The sequence below is a fragment of the Flavobacterium sp. LPB0248 genome, assembly GCF_013388355.1.
In the GTDB taxonomy this organism is placed as follows: Bacteria; Bacteroidota; Bacteroidia; order Flavobacteriales; family Flavobacteriaceae; genus Flavobacterium.
In genome coordinates, this window is sequence record NZ_CP058246.1 from 438,525 (window position 1) to 457,255 (window position 18,731).

At 34.1% G+C, this 18,731-nt stretch carries 13 protein-coding genes; 3 read left to right on the top strand and 10 right to left on the bottom strand.

The genetic code is table 11. The features are described 5' to 3' along the window. Nucleotides 1–66: 66 nt before the first annotated feature. A complete protein-coding gene (locus tag LPB248_RS01635; protein WP_177209870.1) occupies nucleotides 67–1,590 on the bottom strand; it encodes a RagB/SusD family nutrient uptake outer membrane protein in 1,524 nt (507 codons plus the stop codon). Between the two features lie 16 nt (nucleotides 1,591–1,606). After that, on the bottom strand, nucleotides 1,607–4,612 hold the full coding sequence (locus LPB248_RS01640) for a SusC/RagA family TonB-linked outer membrane protein (RefSeq protein WP_255462990.1): 3,006 nt from the start codon (nucleotides 4,610–4,612) through the stop codon (nucleotides 1,607–1,609). 395 nt (nucleotides 4,613–5,007) lie between these two features. Between LPB248_RS01640 and LPB248_RS01645 the strand changes: the two genes are divergently transcribed. Then, nucleotides 5,008–8,937 (top strand): hybrid sensor histidine kinase/response regulator transcription factor, encoded by a 3,930-nt coding sequence (locus LPB248_RS01645; RefSeq protein ID WP_177209872.1) that lies wholly within the window; start codon nucleotides 5,008–5,010, stop codon nucleotides 8,935–8,937. A 73-nt stretch (nucleotides 8,938–9,010) separates the two neighbouring features. Here LPB248_RS01645 and LPB248_RS01650 read toward each other — a convergent pair whose 3' ends face one another. From LPB248_RS01650 to LPB248_RS01675, 6 genes are all read right to left on the bottom strand, one after another. Next, the gene (locus tag LPB248_RS01650; RefSeq protein ID WP_177209873.1) at nucleotides 9,011–9,718 is read right to left on the bottom strand and encodes a LytR/AlgR family response regulator transcription factor; all 708 of its coding nucleotides are present in this window, start codon (nucleotides 9,716–9,718) and stop codon (nucleotides 9,011–9,013) included. Continuing rightward, nucleotides 9,718–10,878 (bottom strand): sensor histidine kinase, encoded by a 1,161-nt coding sequence (locus tag LPB248_RS01655; protein WP_177209874.1) that lies wholly within the window; start codon nucleotides 10,876–10,878, stop codon nucleotides 9,718–9,720. Before LPB248_RS01655 ends, LPB248_RS01650 begins: the two co-directional genes overlap by 1 nt. 49 nt (nucleotides 10,879–10,927) lie before the next feature. Next, nucleotides 10,928–11,665: a type II CAAX prenyl endopeptidase Rce1 family protein gene (locus LPB248_RS01660; RefSeq protein ID WP_177209875.1), complete on the bottom strand. Its 738-nt coding sequence runs from the start codon at nucleotides 11,663–11,665 to the stop codon at nucleotides 10,928–10,930. 205 nt (nucleotides 11,666–11,870) lie between these two features. Beyond that, nucleotides 11,871–14,075, bottom strand: a complete 2,205-nt coding sequence (locus LPB248_RS01665) for a TonB-dependent receptor (protein ID WP_177209876.1) — start codon at nucleotides 14,073–14,075, stop codon at nucleotides 11,871–11,873. Between the two features lie 127 nt (nucleotides 14,076–14,202). Beyond that, nucleotides 14,203–14,589 carry a DoxX family protein gene (locus tag LPB248_RS01670; protein ID WP_177209877.1) on the bottom strand — a complete coding sequence of 129 codons (387 nt, stop codon included), beginning with the start codon at nucleotides 14,587–14,589 and terminating at the stop codon, nucleotides 14,203–14,205. 142 nt (nucleotides 14,590–14,731) lie between these two features. Continuing rightward, nucleotides 14,732–15,745, bottom strand: coding sequence for a zinc-binding alcohol dehydrogenase family protein (locus LPB248_RS01675; RefSeq protein ID WP_177209878.1), 1,014 nt, complete (start codon nucleotides 15,743–15,745; stop codon nucleotides 14,732–14,734). A 340-nt stretch (nucleotides 15,746–16,085) separates the two neighbouring features. Here LPB248_RS01675 and LPB248_RS01680 point away from each other — a divergent pair, with 340 nt between their 5' ends. Then, nucleotides 16,086–16,643 carry a GNAT family N-acetyltransferase gene (locus LPB248_RS01680; RefSeq protein ID WP_177209879.1) on the top strand — a complete coding sequence of 186 codons (558 nt, stop codon included), beginning with the start codon at nucleotides 16,086–16,088 and terminating at the stop codon, nucleotides 16,641–16,643. Between the two features lie 7 nt (nucleotides 16,644–16,650). Continuing rightward, nucleotides 16,651–17,085: a DoxX family membrane protein gene (locus LPB248_RS01685; protein WP_177209880.1), complete on the top strand. Its 435-nt coding sequence runs from the start codon at nucleotides 16,651–16,653 to the stop codon at nucleotides 17,083–17,085. A 150-nt stretch (nucleotides 17,086–17,235) separates the two neighbouring features. Here the strand turns inward: LPB248_RS01685 and LPB248_RS01690 are convergent, their stop codons facing one another. After that, nucleotides 17,236–17,736 (bottom strand): hypothetical protein, encoded by a 501-nt coding sequence (locus LPB248_RS01690; protein WP_177209881.1) that lies wholly within the window; start codon nucleotides 17,734–17,736, stop codon nucleotides 17,236–17,238. 100 nt (nucleotides 17,737–17,836) lie between these two features. Next, nucleotides 17,837–18,700, bottom strand: coding sequence for a helix-turn-helix domain-containing protein (locus LPB248_RS01695; protein ID WP_177209882.1), 864 nt, complete (start codon nucleotides 18,698–18,700; stop codon nucleotides 17,837–17,839). Between the last annotated feature and the right edge of the window lie 31 nt (nucleotides 18,701–18,731).

Genomic DNA, 18,731 nt, shown 5'->3' on the forward strand with positions numbered 1-18,731 from the left:
TTGAACAATCGTTCTTTATGATAAGGGAACCAGACTTTTACATCTGATCCCCTCAAAAAATCAGTTTTAATATCCAGAGTTCTGCTCTAGATTTGGATTATTATCTACATCGCTTTGCGGAATTGGCATTCTGTGATTTTTTCCAACTGTAAAGTTTTTAAAATCTGGATCACGAAGCGCAATTTTATCAACAGAAGCTTGAGAATTTAAATCTCCCCAACGTTTTAGATCTTCCCAACGAACGCTTTCGCCACACAATTCCAAAACTCTTTCCATTTTCAAACGTTCTAGGAATTTGTCGTGATCGTTTCCAATTTCTGGATGTGCTGTTGCCAATGCATTCATATTTGCACGAGTTCTTACTAAATCAACATACTGATACGCTTGAGCAGTATTTCCTAATTCGTTTAAAACTTCCGCGTAGCGCAATAAAATATCAGCATAACGAACCAATCTGTAGTTTACTTGGTTGTAGTAATCTTCGTTGTTTCTGTAATAATCGCGGCTTCCTTTTCTAAACCAAGCTTCGTTATTGTTCCATTCCCAGTTTCTTCCGTATGTTTTGTCTCCGAAATCAGCTAATAACTGAGGGTAGAATAAAGTCCATCTTAACCTTTCATCCAATTTTCCGTCTTTATTGTTTTCCTGTTTAAAAGCATCCACTAACCAAATACGCGCTTGTCCGTCAGACCATCCAATTCCTCTTGGCGCAAAAAACTGAGAACGGTTACTAGAAACTGCAGCATTTTGCGCTTCATCAGTTCCTCCTTTTCTTTGGTCTCCAAACTGAATTTCAAAAACAGATTCGGCATTATTTTCATTTGTATCCGTAAAATTATCTCTGTAGTTAGATACCAAACTGTACTTCGCTCCTGCTCCAGAAATTAAAAATTCAAGAGCTCCTTTTGCTTCATTCCATTTGTGCTGTTGCATATATACTTTGGCAAGAAAGGCCTTTGCGGCACCTTTATCTGGTCTTCCTAATTGGTCAGCTGACCAATCTCTTGGCAAATCTTCAAAAGCTTCATTCAAATCTTTTTCTACTTGAGCCCAGATTTCGTCTACCTTTACTTGTTTTGGCAAATCTGCTGGCGTAGACGGATCTAAAACCAACGGCACATCTTCCCAAATTACACCTGCATAATAGTAGTGTAATGCTCTAAAGAATTTAGCCTGCGCGATAATTTTCTTTTTATCATCTTCGTTCTGAAAAGTGATATTCGGAACATTAGCCAAAACCTGATTACATCTAAAAATAGCTTTGTAAGTATCTCTCCACGTTACGGCATTTCCTTCCCAAAAATTATAATTGATATAATTGAATCTAGTCCAATCTGCCAATTCTGTCCACGGACTCACGCTATAACCTTCGTCAGAAGTTAAATCCAGACGGAAATAAATCCATCTTGCCCACAAACCATCTTTATAAAACATGGCATAAATAGAGTTTACACCGGCTTGTGCATCACTTTCAGTTTTCCAATATTGGTCTACTGTAATATCATTTGGGCTATTCAAGTCCAATTCGTTTTCACAAGCGGTAAAAACAAGACCTAGAAAAGCTGCTGTTATAATTATTATTTTTTTCATTACGCTGTTTTTTTAATTAAAAGCTAAACTCTACACCCAAAGAATATGTTCTAAGATTTGGGAATGCCCCATTATCTACACCTCTTTCAAAAATATTACTGTTGGTAAACTCAGGATCCAATCCTTTATACTTAGTAATCGTAATAATATTCTGTGCAGATAATGTTAATCTTGCTCTCGAAATACCTGAATCTTTTAAGACACTTTGCGGAAAGCTATATCCAAATCCGATATATTTCAATCTGATAAAATCACCATTTTCTAAGAAACGATCTGTATCTCCTCTTGAATTTAAAGTTGAACCTTTTGTAATTCTAGGAAAATCGGTATTTGGATTTTCAGGTGTCCAAGGCTGAATGCCTCTTCTGTAGTTACTATTGTCATCAAAACGATCTACAACACTTCTAAATCCATCATAAACAGTAGCTCCATGAGAAGCAATCCAGTTCATAGAAAAATCAAAGCCTTTATATTCAGCTCCAGCGTTTAAACCCATTTCAAATTCTGGCCACGGACTCCCAACGATTGTTTTATCTTCATTCGTAATTTGTCCGTCTCCATTGTTATCCTTAAAACGAATATCTCCAGGAACAGCATTTGGCATGATTACTTTTCCGTCAGCATTTTTGTAATTATTAATTTCTTGCTGATTTTGGAATAATCCATCTGTTTGCAATACATACCACATTCCTACTGGCAAACCCGCTCTTGTTACGGTATTTCCTGAGTAGTTTTCATTTTGTCCGTTACCCAATGAAACCAATTTGTTGTTTATTTTGGTAAAGTTGACAGAAGCATTAAATGAGAAATCATTGATTTTTTTGCTATAAGCCAATTCCAATTCAAAACCTTTATTTTCTACAGTTGCAGCGTTAGAAATTGGGTTTCCTCCGTCGTTTCCTGTAGTCAATAAAATTGGGAAACCAAATAATACATCTTCAGTACGAGCAATAAAATAATCTGCCGTAAAACGCAAATCATTATTTAAAACTCCTAAATCCAATCCGAAGTTGGTTTGTTTTAGTTTTTCCCAACGCAATTCAGAATTTGATAATTTTACTTGAGTTGCAGAAGGATATAAAGTCTGGTCTTTTCCTAATACAATTTGTCCAAAATTATTTACGAAGCTTTTGTACTCGTAATTTCCAATATTTCCAGATCCTAATTCTCCATAACTTGCTCTTAATTTTAAATCTTTAATGAATTCTGATTTAAAGAAAGATTCGTTGCTTATTCTCCATCCCGCAGAAATAGATGGGAAATTGCCCCATTTATTGCCATCGCTGAATCTTGAAGATCCGTCACGTCTGATTACGGCATTAAATAAATAACGATTATCATAATTGTATTCTAGTCTTCCTAAATACGACGTTAAAGCCGCTTCATTAATAAAACCTCCAACAACTGGCGAATCTCCTTGGTTTAAAACTTCATAATATTCTCCAGTTCCAGAATTCATCGGAAGATTTCTTTTCGTTCCGTAAATCTGATTGTAATTGTCTTTTTGATACGTCTGACCGACTAAAACCGTGATATCATGCTTTCCAAATTCTTTCTTGAAAGTCAATGTATTTTCGAACAATAAAGTTTCTGATCTTCCTTTGTTTTGGTCTGTCTGAGAAGGATCTTGAGGCTGGTTTAAAGTCCAGCTTCCTTTTTTTCTCATGTATTTATAAGAATCAAAACTTGTTTCATAACCAAAATTGAAACGGTATTTCAACCAAGGCACAAATTTTAATTCGGACCAAATGTTACCTCTAATTCTAAAGTTTTCGTTTGTTGTGTTAGAAAAATCAGCCAAGGCCAAAGGGTTTGTTCCAAAAGTATCGGCAACTCCTTGTTTTCCGTAACCGTATCCACCTGGGTTAGAAGCGTCATAAAGCGGAATTGTAGGTGTCATTCTGTATACATCAATAATTGGATTTCCAGACATTTCATCTGTTTTAGAATTACTAATGGCTAAATTTTCTCCAATGCTAAAAATTCCTTTTGTACCGCTTGAATTCACACGGAATGAAATTCTGTCAAAATCAGTTCCGATAACAGTACCTTGATTTCCAAAATAATTTCCAGACATAAAGAATGAAGAATTCTCGCCTCCTCCAGAAAAACTAGCATTATAATCTTGCATCATTCCCGTTTTAAAAACAGCATCTTGCCAATCTGTATTTACAGCCATGTTTAAGTTTTGTCTCGGAAGTCCAGCATTGTCATACGCCATATTGTTGTATTTAGCAAACTCTTCGGTTCCCATTAAATCATAACGAGGCATAGACGTAAAGCTGCTTTTTGCTGATACTTCAACCTGAAGCGGCCCTTTTTTACCTTTTTTAGTCGTAATGATAATAACACCATTTGCCGCTCTAGAACCATAGATTGCTGCTGCAGAAGCATCTTTTAAAACCTGAATCGATTCGATATCATTTGGGTTAAAGTCTCTGTTGGCAGAAGTTACCAAACCATCAATTACGTATAATGGGTTTGTATTTTGAAGGTTTTTAAGTCCGCGAATTTCAACATTGGCTTCTTGTCCTGGGCGTCCGCCACCACGAACTTTAACTCCCGTAACCAAGCCCTGAAGTCCGTCTGCAACTGTTGTAACTTGTCTTTTCTGAATTTCTTCTGGTTTAACCAATGCAACAGCTCCTGTAAGGTCTTTTTTCTGTTGCGATCCATAACCTACAACAACTATCTCGTCCAATTTCATGGCATCTTCTTCCATGGTAACATTTAAAGAAGTTTTGTTGTTGATTGCAATTTCGATTGTTTTGTAGCCTTGCGAACTAAAAACTAGTGTCTGATTTCCACTGGCGGTAATTTTATAGCTCCCGTCAAAGTCTGTAACGGCACCATTTTGGGATCCTTTTATTAAAACATTCGCAAAAGGAACCGATTCGCCAGTTGCGGTAGTCACTTTTCCTGTAACATTTATTTGCTGGGCAAAAGCGGACTGCAGTAATAAACTAAAGAAAACCAAGAGGTAATATCTCTTCGTTAAAAAGTGAGTGAACTTTGTTTTCATTGATTTTTGCATTTTAGATAGTTTTATTTCTTTTTGTGGTTTGGTTTAATGAAATATTGCTCTTTTTTATCCGTCTGGAATACGGGCAAAAAAAGAACTAATATCCTTTACTTGTAATAAATTGTTCATTTTGTTTCAAAATTATTAATGGTTAGATTTTTCAAACTTTATTTTATTGATAGTATATTTTTAACCTTAAAATTTTATCAATATCGTTTATTTGAAAATTCAAATTAGGCGCTTTTTATTCAAAATAAAATGCTTCATTTGTGTCAATATCTCTCTCAAATGATTCAAATTGTATTAAAAACAGTCCGTTTTCATTCAGATGCAACATTTTGTAGAATATTGAGACGATATGCAGAAATATTGATTTAAGCCTTATAAATAGACCTATGCGTAAATTCTTTCTTTTTTTATGTTTCAGCTTTTTTTCGATAAATTTTTCGAATGCGCAAGATTATTATTTTAAACATTTTCAGGTTGAAGAAGGACTTTCCAACAATACCGTTTTAACCTCCATTCAAGATAATGATGGTTTTATGTGGTTTGGAACCAAAGATGGTCTAAATCGTTTTGACGGCTATCGTTTTAAAACCTACAGAAGCAATGGAGACCCTATACATAGTTTAGGAAGCAATTATATACAATCCCTGCATGAACACAACGGCACGATTTGGGTTGGAACGGACAAAGGTTTGTATCATTACGATAAAAAGCTGGACAACTTTACGATTTTGAACGAAGCCATAAATGATCGTATCAATGACATCAATCACGATCAAAAAGACAACATTTGGTTTGTTTCGGGCAACATATTGTATAAGTATGCACCAAAAAAGAAAGAAACGACCACTTTTAATCCGAACAAATATTTTATTACTACTTCGATAACAAAGGATTATAAAGGTGAAATCTGGGCTTCTTCTTTAAATAAAATCTATCATTATTCTGAAGAAAACCTTTCTTTCGAAAATATTACTCTAAATCCACCTGCTGATAAAGCCAATTTTAGAATCACTGTTATTTATGCTGTTGATCGCGAAAACATTGTAATTGGTACACTCGATCACGGTGTACTCCTATATAATAGAAAAGATAAAACAACAAGCGAACTTAAATTTGGAATTAAAGAACCGGTTTTCGTGCGTCAATTCAGAAAAAAAGGAAACGACGAACTTTGGATTGCGAGCGAATCGTGTGTTTATGTGTATAATCTGAAAACCAAAACGGCTGTAAATCTGAAGAAAAATTACAACGATCCGTATGCGATTTCAGACAATGCGGCCTACTCTATTACTATCGATAAAGAAAACGGAATCTGGATTGGAACTTATTTTGGCGGTGTCAATTACCATCAAAAACAATATACACAGTTTAAAAAGTACTTTCCGCAGAACAATCAAAACTCCATTAGCGGAAGCGCAGTTCGAGAAATTCATAAGGACGATCATGGCGATTTATGGATCGGAACCGAAGATGCTGGCGTGAATCGTTTTAATCCGAAAACACAAAAATTTACATCTTATCCTGTTTCCTATTATAATATTCATGCTCTAATGCCTCGAAAAGACAAAATTTGGGTGGGAACTTTTGAGCATGGTTTGGATGTTTTGGATAGAAATTCTGGTGCAGTTTTAAAACATTACAGCGCAAATGATGGACGAAGCGGACTACATAGCAATTTTATCTTTTCTTTCTACGAAATGAAAAACAAGGAGCTAATTGTCGTAACAACATCTGGACTTTACCGCTACAACGAACAAGCCGATAATTTTGAAATACTAAAGTTCTTTCCAGAAACGTATCATTATACCAATATGAAGGAAGACAGTGATGGCAATCTTTGGGCAGGAAGTTACCGTGACGGATTGTTATTTTATAATCCGAAAACTAAGAAAAAAGAGGTTTTTACCTATGATTATAAAAATCCGAATGGAATAAGCAACAATACTATCAACGCCATTTTTGAAGACAGTTTTAAGAATCTTTGGATTGCCACCGAAAACGGATTGAATCTCGTAAACAGACAGAATCATACTTTTACCAAATTCACAACCAAAAACGGAATGCCGAGCAATGTTTTCTATTCTATTTTGGAAGACGATTCTAAAAATCTCTGGCTGACAACTTCTAAAGGTTTAGTGAAATTTGGTCCAGATCATAAAACCATCAAGATTTTTACCACCGCAAACGGATTACTGAGCGATCAGTTCAATTACAATTCGGCTTTTAAAGATGCAAACGGCGATATGTATTTTGGAAACCTAAACGGAATGATCAGTTTTAATCCGAAGCACTTTAGCAAAAACAAATACACGCCTTTTATTTACATTACCAATCTACAAATCAACAATAAAGATATTGAGGTTAACAGTCCCGACTCTCCTATTTCGCAATCTATCTCGTTTGTGGACGAATTGGAGCTCAACAACAATCAGTCAACCTTTAATCTGGAATTTGCTTCCTTAAATTATACGGCGCCAGAATTGACAGAATATTGGTTTCAGCTCGAAAACGTCAATAATGATTGGGTTTATTTAGGAAGAAACAACAAAGTTTTCTTTACCGAACTGGCACCAGGAGATTATGTTTTTAAAGTAAAATCATTGAATAGTTTTGGGGTTTGGAGTAAAGAAATAAAACTTAAAATTACCATTCTGCCTCCGTTTTACGCCAGCACTTATGCTTATATCTTGTATTTTATATTGTGCTGTGCTGGATTTTATTACATTATCCGTTATTCTCAAAATCTGACTCAGATTAAGAATAACCGCAAAATAAAGCATCTAAACGACGAAAAAGAAAAAGAAATCTATCAGGCAAAAATTGACTTTTTTACCAATGTAGCGCACGAAATCAGAACGCCTCTAACTTTGATTAAAGGTCCGCTAGAAAAGCTTTTAGGAATGAAATACGAATCGGAAGAAGTGCCTCAGCATCTTTCGATTATGAAAAAAAATACTTCGCGCTTATTAAAACTGGTAAATGAATTGCTTGATTTTAGAAAATCGGAAATTGGAGGTTTGAAATTGACTTTCGTCGAAGCGAATGTTTCTTCGATGGTTCGAAATTTTCATTTGAGATTCAGCCAATTAATTGAAGAACGCGGATTGGAATTTGACTTGGAATTGGGCGAAAAAGACATTCATGCTTTTGTCGATAAAGAAGCTTTTAAAAAGATTCTCAGCAATTTGATCAACAACGCTATTAAATATTCAAACAAAAAGGTTTCCATTTCTTTATTTAGAGATGAAAAGAAACTGCATTTGATTGTAAAAAATGACGGAAACATCATTCCGATTCATTTAAAAGATAAGATTTTCGAACCATTTTTTAGGGTTGATGATAGCAGTACGGCTTCAGGAACTGGAATTGGACTTTCGCTAGCACATTCTTTGGCGCAATTGCATAACGGAAGTTTAGAACTAATTGAAGATGCTAATTACAATATCTTCGAATTGGTTGTTCCGTTACATCAGGAAGAAGAGTTTATCCTTTATGCCGATGCAGAGAAAGAACAGACAGAAAATGAAACGCCAAAAGAAGTCGTTGAAATTAAAAACGAAAAAGCGCAGGTCTTGGTAGTAGAAGACAACGAAGATCTTTTGAGCTTTATTACCACAGAATTGGCTGGAACTTATACTGTTTTAAAAGCAGAAAATGGCGAAGAAGCACTCAAAATCATTCATAACGAAAACATTCAACTTGTTATTTCAGATGTCACAATGCCCGTTATGGACGGAATTACGATGTGTAAAAAGATTAAAACCAATCTGGAAACGAGTCATATTCCTGTGATTCTATTGACTGCCAAAAATTCGCTAAAATCTCAAATCGACGGACTTGAAGTTGGTGCAGATGCTTACGTAGCAAAACCTTTTTCTATGGATTATCTGAAAGTTCAAGCAAACAACTTGATTGAAAACCGTAGACAGATTATGAATTATTATGCGAGTTCTCCCCTTTCGCACATTAAAAGCATTGCTCACAATAAAACAGACGAAAAGTTCTTGAAAAAACTCGACGACGAAATTCTTAAAAATATTACCGATCAGGATTTGAGTGTAGAATCGCTTGCCGAAATCATGAACATGAGCCGTTCGACTTTATACCGAAAAATTAAAGACATCACAAACCTGAGTCCGAACGAATTAATTAATATTGTACGATTAAAAAGAGCCGCGGAGTTATTATTAAATGAAAACTACAAAATGTACGAAATCGCAGAAATGGTAGGCTACAAATCGCAAACGAGCTTTGGTCGAAATTTCCAAAAACATTTTAATATGTCGCCAACAGATTATATCAATGCGAATAGATGATTAGATATTGTGTCAATTAGATAATTAGTCAATTACTCTCATTATCTAATTATCTAATTGACTCATTGGCATATTATTTAATACCTAACAGTTGATACAATTCTTCTTTTTTATTCAAAGCAACAGAAATAGTTTTCCCATCAATCAATTCCACCACATTTCCGTTGAGGCTTCTCACAGCTTCCAAATTTAAAATAAAAGAACGCTGTACACGAAAGAACATCGGTAATTTCAGCACTACCTCCATTGACTTTAAAGTTCCTAAAGTTGTGTACGATCCGCCATTTATGACGAATTTCAGATAATCACCTTGGGCTTCTACATAAAGAATTTCACTCAAAAGAATCTTAATCAGTTTTCCTTCCGATTTGATAAAAATTCGATCGGAATTGATTTGATGAACCGAAGTTGTTTTCTTTAGCGAAAGATATTCTTTGGCACGATTTACCGCTTTCAGGAAACGATCAAAACGAACGGGTTTTAAGAGATAATCGGCTGCTCCGGTTTCAAATCCTTCTAGAGCAAAATTGCGATGTGCTGTGATGAAAATAATAACTGGCGCATTCGTAAGCGACTGCGCCAATTCTAAACCATTAAATTTAGGCATTTCGATGTCGCTGAAAACAATATCAATTTCATTTTCCTGTAGAAATAATAAAGCTTTAGAAGCTTCTGCAAACGACTCTTTTAGTTCCAAAAACGGAATTTCAGCAATAAAAGATTCGATAATATCTCTTGCAATTGGCTCGTCGTCAACAACAATGCATTTTAGTTTTTCCATTATTTTCTTAAAACTATTTTTAAATCGACTTTAAACGAATTTTGCAGTCTTTCAATTTCTAATTTATATTGATCGGGATATAGCAATTCTAAACGTTTACGGGCATTCTCTACTCCTATTCCGCCAAAATCAGAATCATTTTCCCTTTCTTCCGAATCGTTCTCTAAGCTGAACCAAAAAGTATTGTTTTCAATCTTAATGTCGAGTTTTATAAAGGCATTTTTACTTTTTAAACCATATTTAAAAGCATTTTCTATGAAGGTAAATGTTAGAAGTGGCGCAACAAAAAGTCCTGCAGTTTGTCCGTCAATAGTAACGTGAATATTGGTATCATCGGCATAACGCATTTTTTCTAAAGCGATATAATTTTTGATAAAATCCAATTCTTTTTCCAAACGGACAATTTCGGTATTCGATTCATAGAGGGTATAGCTCATAATATCAGAAAGATTCAAGATTAATTCTGGAGCCAGATGGTCTTTTCTAACCGTTAGTCCGTAAAGATTATTCAAGGTATTAAATAAAAAATGCGGATTTAACTGCGCTTTTAGAAAGTCTTTTTCAATTTGAATATTCTGAATTTCCAAAGCTGTTTTTTCTCTTTCAATTTGGAATTTCGTGTTATACAATTTCGTGATTTCGACCAATATTTTAGCAAAACAAAAAGGTGAAAGCAATGAAATAATAATTATGGTTTGCGAAAGCATTCTTTTTGGAGAAACCGCTTCCAGAAAAGTTTGATTTGCACTCATTTTAATGACGCCTTTCAGTTCTCCAAAAGTAATTTCAAGACCTAAAGCATAATAAATCAATGAAATAAAATACGTTGACGCCATCCAGACAAATATTGAAACTGGAAAAACCAATAGCAACAGTATTATAATTCGAGTTTTGCTTCCTGAGAATATTTTTGGCAATAGTAAATAAAACAGCATATAAAATACAATCATATTTACTAATGCCATTCTTATTGTTAGCAAAACAGCATCAAAATAGACTAATTTATAGCCAATTACATAGCTCAAAAAAAGCAAAATGGAAAAACCTAACCACATGAAAACGTGCAGTAAAATTCGATTTCTTCTGGTAAAAAAGCGATCAAAATTCATTGAAGCAATTTTATCTAAAAAATATCCCGAAGTCGATGTGGTATTTGGCATGTAATAGGTTTGTAAAGCAGTTTCAAATATAACTTTAATTTGGCAGGTTTTATAAAATTCTAATAACCGCATTGATCAAATTAATCGTGTTATGACCTAGAATAGAATAAATAAGATTTCCTGAAAACTGTCTTAAAATACCAACACTCAAAGAAGAAATTAATGTTAAGTAGACCATTGTAATAATATCAAATTTCAGATGTAAATCTTGATCCAGAATCGCTCCGTGAGAAACTCCAAATAAAACCGTTACAATAACAAACGCCCAGCCAAATCTAATGCCTCGATAGTTCCATTTTGGCACAAAAGCTTTGTCTAAAAGCCATAAAGAGATTCCTCTAAAAAGGATTTCCTCCGTTAAACCAGGCATTGTCGCTTGAAAAAGGAAGGTTTCTAGATTAAAAGCATTTCCCTTTGGAAATAAAATGAGCTTAAAAATTATATCAAACAAAGTAAATCCAAAGAAAACTAGTAATCCAAATTTCAAGCTTGCTGGCGAATTGGTTTTAGAAGTAAATCCGATTTTGATTCTTTCTTCTTTTGAAACCGAAAAGATAATAACCAAACCTAAAATTAAACTCAGAACTTTTCCTGCCCAATTGAAATTTAAGTTTAGAAAATCAAGATCTATTAATTGTTTCCCGGAAGCCTGTAAAAACACATCGGCAAGGAAATATAAAATGAAAAATACTAAATACTTTAAGTTTGGTTTTTCCGATTTGAAATACGCAATAACAATAAGCGGAGCGATTAACAAAATCCAAAGAAGAGGCGTAAATAATGACATAATTTTGATTTTTAAGGTTTTAATTTGAATCAAAAGTATATCGGGAGTATATCAATTAAAATTGTGATCGGTAGAACACATGATCTGCTCGGTGAAAATGTCATTTTAGACGATAATAGAATTTGATAATTAGAAAATGTGCCAATTAGATAATTACTCTCATTATCTAATTGGCACATTTTCTAATTGACACATTGACTAATTTCTACCACATATATTTCAAAATCAAACGTGCATTAAACGGCGTTCCTGCTGTAAAATGAATTTCTTCTACAGGATCGGTTTCATTTGCCAATCTTGATTCAGTTAAGAATTGTGTTTCTTTCCATTTGGTATTGAAAATATTGTCGATGTTTACGCCAATCGAAACTTTCTTAATCTGATAATTTACAGAGAAATCGGTAATACAATACCCTTTTGCCACAACCGAATTGTCTTCATTTGCTGGTCTGTCTCCTAAGAAACGAGTTCTTATACTTCCTGAGAAACCTTTTAAATCTTTAACCGAAATTCCGTTCATTAAAGTATTTTTTGGCGCCAATGGCAGATAATCGTTTCCTTTAGGCTCATCTATCGCTCTTGCGTGCGTATACGTGTAATCGGTATTCCAGAACAACCAATTGGTCAATTGATACCTGAAACCAAAATCGAAACCTTTTCTTTCTGTTTTTCCGCTTGGTTCAACAACCGCTTCGTCTCCAACATAAACAAATTCCTGCGCCAAATACAAATACCAAATTGCCGAATTAATAATCATACGGGGAAATGGTTTCCAGTTGATTCCTAAATCTGCTCCGTAGGTTTCTGGAAGAATTTTTTCCCCTTTTTGCGCCACTACTACACGCGTATCATTGCTATGAAATCCTTTTCCTAATTTCAGGAAATAGTTTAATTTATCATTTTGAGTATACAAAAAGTTCAGTTTCGGACTCACAATTGCTTTTGTCTGTGTCTGATTCGTGTAGGTTGCCGCCAATTGATCTTCGTAACCAAATTTGAAATAATCTAAACGCAAACCTCCGTTTACCAGCCATTTTCCAGATGTAAAATCAAGACTTGAATACGTAAATAAATTGGTCTGATTTACAGTTCCTAAACTCAAATACTCTAAAACTGTTTTTCTGTTTAAAGTATGCGATAATTCTACATCTTTATTATTATCATTTCGAAGTCCAGCGCCCAATTTAAAACGCCATTGATTGTTTAATTTCTGATCGTATTCTGACTGAAAACCAACAATGGTTCTATTTTCTTTCTGTTTAATCTGATCTCCGTTTACAGGATCATTTAAGAAAAAAGTAAAATTAGAATATAGTTCAAAATCATATTTGCTTAAATAAGCACTGCTTTTAATATGCGTATTTTCGTCAATTTTCGCATCATACTGCAAATTGAAATTGGTTCTATCGGTATTTCCACCTTCATTTGGATCGATTGCTCCGAAATGCGAAATGGTTCCATCATTTACAGCGCGATCTGGAATCTGTCCGCTAGCATCCCATTGGCTTTTAAAATGCGAAACTGAGATAGCCAAACGATCCCCATTTTCCATTTTAGCATTGTATTTTCCAAACAAATTTATTCGATTAAAGTTCTGAGGAGCATCAAAATATCCATCGGTCATCATGTATTCTCCCGCAAAATAAGCCGACTGGTTTTCTTTATTCAATAAATTAAACATGGCAACAGTACGGAAAGTATCAAACTGTCCGCCCTCAAAAGAAATAGAGCTATTTTGCAATGCATTTTTGGTATTAAAACCAACATATCCTGCAGTGGTAAAATCGCCTTTATCTGCAAAATAAGCACCTTTATCAAAATCAATATTATCAACCGTTTCCGGAATTACAAAATGCAAATCAGAATAACCTTGTCCATGTGCGTGCGAAACCATATTTACTGGCATTCCGTCAACGGTAATATTGATATCGGTTCCATGATCACAGTCAAAACCTCTTAAAAAAATCTGTTCTGCTTTTCCTCCACCAGCATGCTGACCTATGAAAAGTCCTGGAACCTTACGCAATAAATCCTGAGAATTTGAAATAGGCTGAATTTCAAAATCGATTTTAGAAATCGTGTTCAGGTATTTTAAATTATTACTGATTTTAACTTCTTCCAATAAAAATGGCTTTTCTTCCAATTGAATAGAAAGAAAATCTAATGAGGCAAGTTTAATTTTTTGAGTAGAGAATCCCTTTTTGGTAATAACCAAACTATCATTTACCTGCACAGATTCTAAGGTAAATTTTCCGTTTGCATCACTATGAGCGTGTGTTTTAGAATTTAGATTTCGAATTAAAACTTCTGATGATGCTTTTCCATCAGAACCATTTACAATACCATTTAGAGATTGAGCATTAATTGCAAAAGAAAAAATAAAGAGGATAAAGGAGAATAAGAACTTCATTGCTATTTTGATAATTATTGGGATAGTATGAACACAAAAATAGCATAATTAAAAGAATAACCATAAAAAAAGCTCTAAATCAAAAATTCAGAGCTTTTCTATATAGAAACCTTTTACTTTGAGAAAATTAATCCCATGTATTGGTTTTAGAAACGGCATATTTACCAGCTCCTGTAAAGAACAATGCTAGAGCACCAAACAAATAAAGCCCTAATAATTCTAAAGCATAACCTCCATGATCGCTGATAGAGAAAATCTCCTGAGCATGTGCTGTTGCAACTGCCACGATACAAGTTATTGCCAAAAGAACAGCAGCAATTCTAGTTCTAAATCCTAATAAAATAGCAATTGGAGCTAAAACTTCGCCAATGTAAACAGCATAGCCAAATGCGCCCATATTTTCTACAAGGAACGAAATTCCGTGAATCAGTTTAGAAACACCGTGAAAGAGCATTAATCCACCAGTACTTAAACGCAATAGCAATAATCCAAGGTCTGTATTTTTTGAAATCATAAATAATTTTGTTTAGGTTAAAAATTTATATCAATTGGGTTTGTAAGCCGACTAAAATACAAAAATTTCCTATTTAAAAACAATATTATTTAAAACAATTCCAAATAACCGTTTTTAGGCTATCACAAAGCTCATTTTAGCTTTAAAATTTGATAGCAATCTTTCCAATTGTTCGTCCAGACTCCAAAAGTTCGTGCGCTTTCTTAAGATTTTCAGCTGAAAGTCCATTTAAGGTTGCATTTAAAGTTGTTTTCAAAATGCCATCATCCAACAAATCTGCCACGATATTTAAGATATTATGCTGTTCTACCATATCTTCAGTTTGGTACATAGATCGGGTGTACATCAATTCCCAAGAAAAAGACACGCTTTTGCTCTTTAATTTGGTTAATGCAACTGGATCGCTGCTACCTGTGATGGAGGCAATATGTCCTTGAGGTTTTATCAATTCGACCATGGTATCCCAATAAGCATTGGTATCTACAAAATCTAAAATAAAGTCAACATACTCAAAACCAGCATCTCGAACAGAAGAAATTAAATCTTTATGATCTACCACAAAATCTGCTCCTTGCTGTTTGCACCACGCAATTGTTTCTGGACGCGACGCTGTTGCAATAACAGTTAAACCCGCTATTTTCTTAGCCAATTGAATGGCAATCGAGCCTACTCCTCCTGCTCCGCCAATAATCAGAATCGATTTTCCTTTATCCTTATCTGCCGTAATTCTGATTCTGTCAAATAAAATTTCCCAAGCAGTTAAAGCGGTTAACGGAATTACAGCTGCTTCTTCGATGCTTAACGATTTAGGTTTTCGGCCCACAATTCTTTCGTCAATAATCTGATATTCGGCATTGCTCCCCTGTTTGGTAATATCTCCTGCATAATATACAGGATCTCCAACTTCAAACAAAGTAACATCTTGTCCGACAGCCTGAACAATTCCGACAGCATCCCAGCCAATAATTTTTGGAGTTTCAAGAACCGTATCTTTTGCGCTATTCTGGCGAATTTTAAAATCGACTGGATTTACTGAAATCGCATCAATTTTAACTAATAAATCGTGTGGCCCTGGAATTGGTTTTACGGCTTCAAATTCGATAAAACTTTCTGGGTTTTCTATGGGTAATGATGTTTTAAATCCTACTGCTTTCATTTCTTTTTAATATTTAAATTAAAACTATACTACAAATATAAGACGAGTTGAAATCTCTTAATTGGTATATATTGAGTGTATATTTGTATATATTCGGCAAATTTTTTTAACGCACATGAAATATTCTTTTTATCCTCTCGCAGATTTTACAGATTGAGCAGATTTTTTAATTTCAAATCTGCTCAATCTGTAAAATCTGCGAGAAAAAAATAAGCGCATAGAGATATAGTTTTTTTTCATTTTCAAAATCTGCCAATTCTGCTTATATCTTTTTAATCCCGATAGCTATCGGGAGCGTAAAATAATTTTAAAGCCTTAAATTTGCTAAAAATACTACACTATGAATATCAGAAAAGCCGAAAAATCAGACTCAAAATATATTGCTCCTATATTATTATTAGCAATGGAAGACATTATCTATAAATTTATTGCAAAGGAAGATTACGCTGTAGCGAAAGATTTTCTGCAGCATTTTGTCGAAAGTGATAACAATCAGTATTCTTATCAAAACTGTTTTGTGGCAGAAGAGAATAACGAAATCATTGGTGCAGTAAATATTTATAACGGTGCAGACATCGAAGAATTGCGCGCACCGATAATCGAATACGTTCGAAAAAACTACAATCCTGACTTTGATCCAGAGTTAGAAACCCGTGCTGGAGAATATTATATTGATTCTTTAGGCGTGAATCCGAAATATCAGGGAAAAGGAATTGGTTCTCAATTATTGCAATTTTTGATTGATAAATACGTTCATAAAAATAAAGAGGTTTTAGGTCTGCTGGTTGAAGAGGACAATCCGAGTGCTAAAAAACTGTATTTAAAGCTTGGTTTTAAAGTAGTTGGAAACAAAACTTTGGTTAAGAAGAACCTGGAACATCTTCAAATCAAAAATTAATTATAGAATGAAAAACATCACAATATTAGAAGCAGGTTTAATTTTAAGAATAGTTTTAGGAATCACAATGCTTTCGGCCGTAGCAGACCGATTTGGAGTTTGGGGCGCACCGGGATCTAACGCAGTCGCCTGGGGAAATTGGGAAAACTTTGTTATCTACACACAAACCCTAAATTCTTTTGCCAACAAAGCCACAGCAGAAATTCTGGCAGGAGTTGCCACTTTCTTTGAAGTTTTACTGAGTCTTCTACTATTATTTGGTTTTAAAACTAGACTTGCCGCTTTAGGAACTACCATTTTAATGTTCTTTTTTGCTTTTGCCATGTCGGTTTCCGTTTCTGTAAAAGCGCCTCTTGATTATTCTGTTTGGACAAGTTGTGCGGCAGCTTTACTATTGGCTAATATTGGAAAAACGTCTTACGCTGTTGACAATAGAATATAGTTTTTTAGGTTGATGGTTTTTGGTTGATAGTTGATGGGTTAAAAATTTTTCACTATCAACCAAAAACTATCAACCAAAAACTATCAACTATCAACTATCAACTATCAACTATCAACTATCAACTATCAACTATCAACCAAAAAAATCAATTCAAATCTTTTTTCGGAAATAAATTCGTTTTGGAAATTGATCTTCCCTACTTTCTTCCAAATCAAATTCTTCGTAATTTAATGATCGTAATATGTCAATTAAAGCAGTATCTGCGGCAAAAGTTTTCACCCAGATTAGATCGTGTTTTCGCTGGTAAGCAATTTCTTCTGAACGTTTAATAAGCGCTTTTAAATCTTCTTCATCAAAATAAATAATCTCACTTAGATTAATTGCTTTTGACGCTCCTAGATTTTCGTTTAATATTCTCGACGAATCCAATTTTAAATAAGATTGTGGTGCTTCACCAAGATATGCCATTAGAATTTCGATCGAAAAATCATTCTGAATTCGAAACAATTCTTTTTGAGAAAGATGCTGCTCTGCATATTTTTCTCCCAAATCTTTTTCCCTAAATAAATTGGTATAAAACTGAACGGCTTTGTCTTCCATCCAAGAGACATTATCGTTAATGATGACAACAAATTTTGCAATTTTACTCATTTCTTTTCCTTTTTAATAAAAGAGCAAAGTTGTACCGATTATAGGTCTGAAAAAAGAGCGATACGGCTTCAAAATTGTGCAAAATGTCGGAAACCTTATTTTAATCGTTTTGTTTTTTCCGATATTCTAAAGGCGAAATTCCTTCGTAGTTTTTAAAGAATCTTCCAAAAACAGATTGATCAGTAAAATGGAGTAAATCGCTTATCTGATTGATGGACATTTTTTTATGCTGCAATAAAACTTTGGCTTCCAGAATCACCATTTCGCTAATCCAGTCACTCGCAGTCTTACCGCTGTGTTTTTTAATGACTTCAGACAAATATTTTCGGCTTACATTTAGTTTATCAGCATAATGCTGTACCGTTCTAAAATTCAAAAAGTCCTTAAATAGCAGTTCTTTAAACTGTTCGAATAAAGAATTGTGCGTTTCTGTAATGCTCTTTTCTTCCTGAATAGCGTCAATTTCAAAAATTAAAATATACAGATAACTTCTCAAAATAGAAGCTTGATTCTTAGATCTGTTTTCTGATGCTTCTTTAATTAAATTAAAAATGCGTTCAAATTTATTTTCATCTGTTTTGGCAAGTTGTGACAAATGACTATGATGATTTTCAAAGAAATCATATTGGGCAAGAAAAAACACATTTGTCTGATTTTCGAGAAAAAAATGCGGCTTAAAAAATATAATATCAATTAAAATTTCGTCATCATTTTTAGAAAAACTTCTTATTACTGATGGTCCCAAAGTAATAAGAGCTGGTGCGTGAACGACTTTTTTTTCGAGTCCCGTCTGCATGATTATGCTTCCTTTTCTCAGAAATTCAATTGCATAACTTTCTGCACGGTAAGGTTCGCTGATATAAGGATGCTCGCTTGTCTGGATATAGAAATACTCTTTCTGATCTGCATTAGAAAACAAACTCTTATGATGCGTTAAGGAATAAGTGAGGATTTTATTCTTCAAGACTGCTTTTTTTTGGTAATCATTATCATTT

What these genes read in the sequence shown, in the direction of transcription:
- LPB248_RS01635 (WP_177209870.1), bottom strand. Translation starts at nt 1,590, where the DNA reads ATGAAAAAAATAATAATTATAACAGCAGCTTTTCTAGGTCTTGTTTTT.
- LPB248_RS01640 (WP_255462990.1), bottom strand. Translation starts at nt 4,612, where the DNA reads ATGAAAACAAAGTTCACTCACTTTTTAACGAAGAGATATTACCTCTTG.
- LPB248_RS01645 (WP_177209872.1), top strand. Translation starts at nt 5,008, where the DNA reads ATGCGTAAATTCTTTCTTTTTTTATGTTTCAGCTTTTTTTCGATAAAT.
- LPB248_RS01650 (WP_177209873.1), bottom strand. Translation starts at nt 9,718, where the DNA reads ATGGAAAAACTAAAATGCATTGTTGTTGACGACGAGCCAATTGCAAGA.
- LPB248_RS01655 (WP_177209874.1), bottom strand. Translation starts at nt 10,878, where the DNA reads ATGCCAAATACCACATCGACTTCGGGATATTTTTTAGATAAAATTGCT.
- LPB248_RS01660 (WP_177209875.1), bottom strand. Translation starts at nt 11,665, where the DNA reads ATGTCATTATTTACGCCTCTTCTTTGGATTTTGTTAATCGCTCCGCTT.
- LPB248_RS01665 (WP_177209876.1), bottom strand. Translation starts at nt 14,075, where the DNA reads ATGAAGTTCTTATTCTCCTTTATCCTCTTTATTTTTTCTTTTGCAATT.
- LPB248_RS01670 (WP_177209877.1), bottom strand. Translation starts at nt 14,589, where the DNA reads ATGATTTCAAAAAATACAGACCTTGGATTATTGCTATTGCGTTTAAGT.
- LPB248_RS01675 (WP_177209878.1), bottom strand. Translation starts at nt 15,745, where the DNA reads ATGAAAGCAGTAGGATTTAAAACATCATTACCCATAGAAAACCCAGAA.
- LPB248_RS01680 (WP_177209879.1), top strand. Translation starts at nt 16,086, where the DNA reads ATGAATATCAGAAAAGCCGAAAAATCAGACTCAAAATATATTGCTCCT.
- LPB248_RS01685 (WP_177209880.1), top strand. Translation starts at nt 16,651, where the DNA reads ATGAAAAACATCACAATATTAGAAGCAGGTTTAATTTTAAGAATAGTT.
- LPB248_RS01690 (WP_177209881.1), bottom strand. Translation starts at nt 17,736, where the DNA reads ATGAGTAAAATTGCAAAATTTGTTGTCATCATTAACGATAATGTCTCT.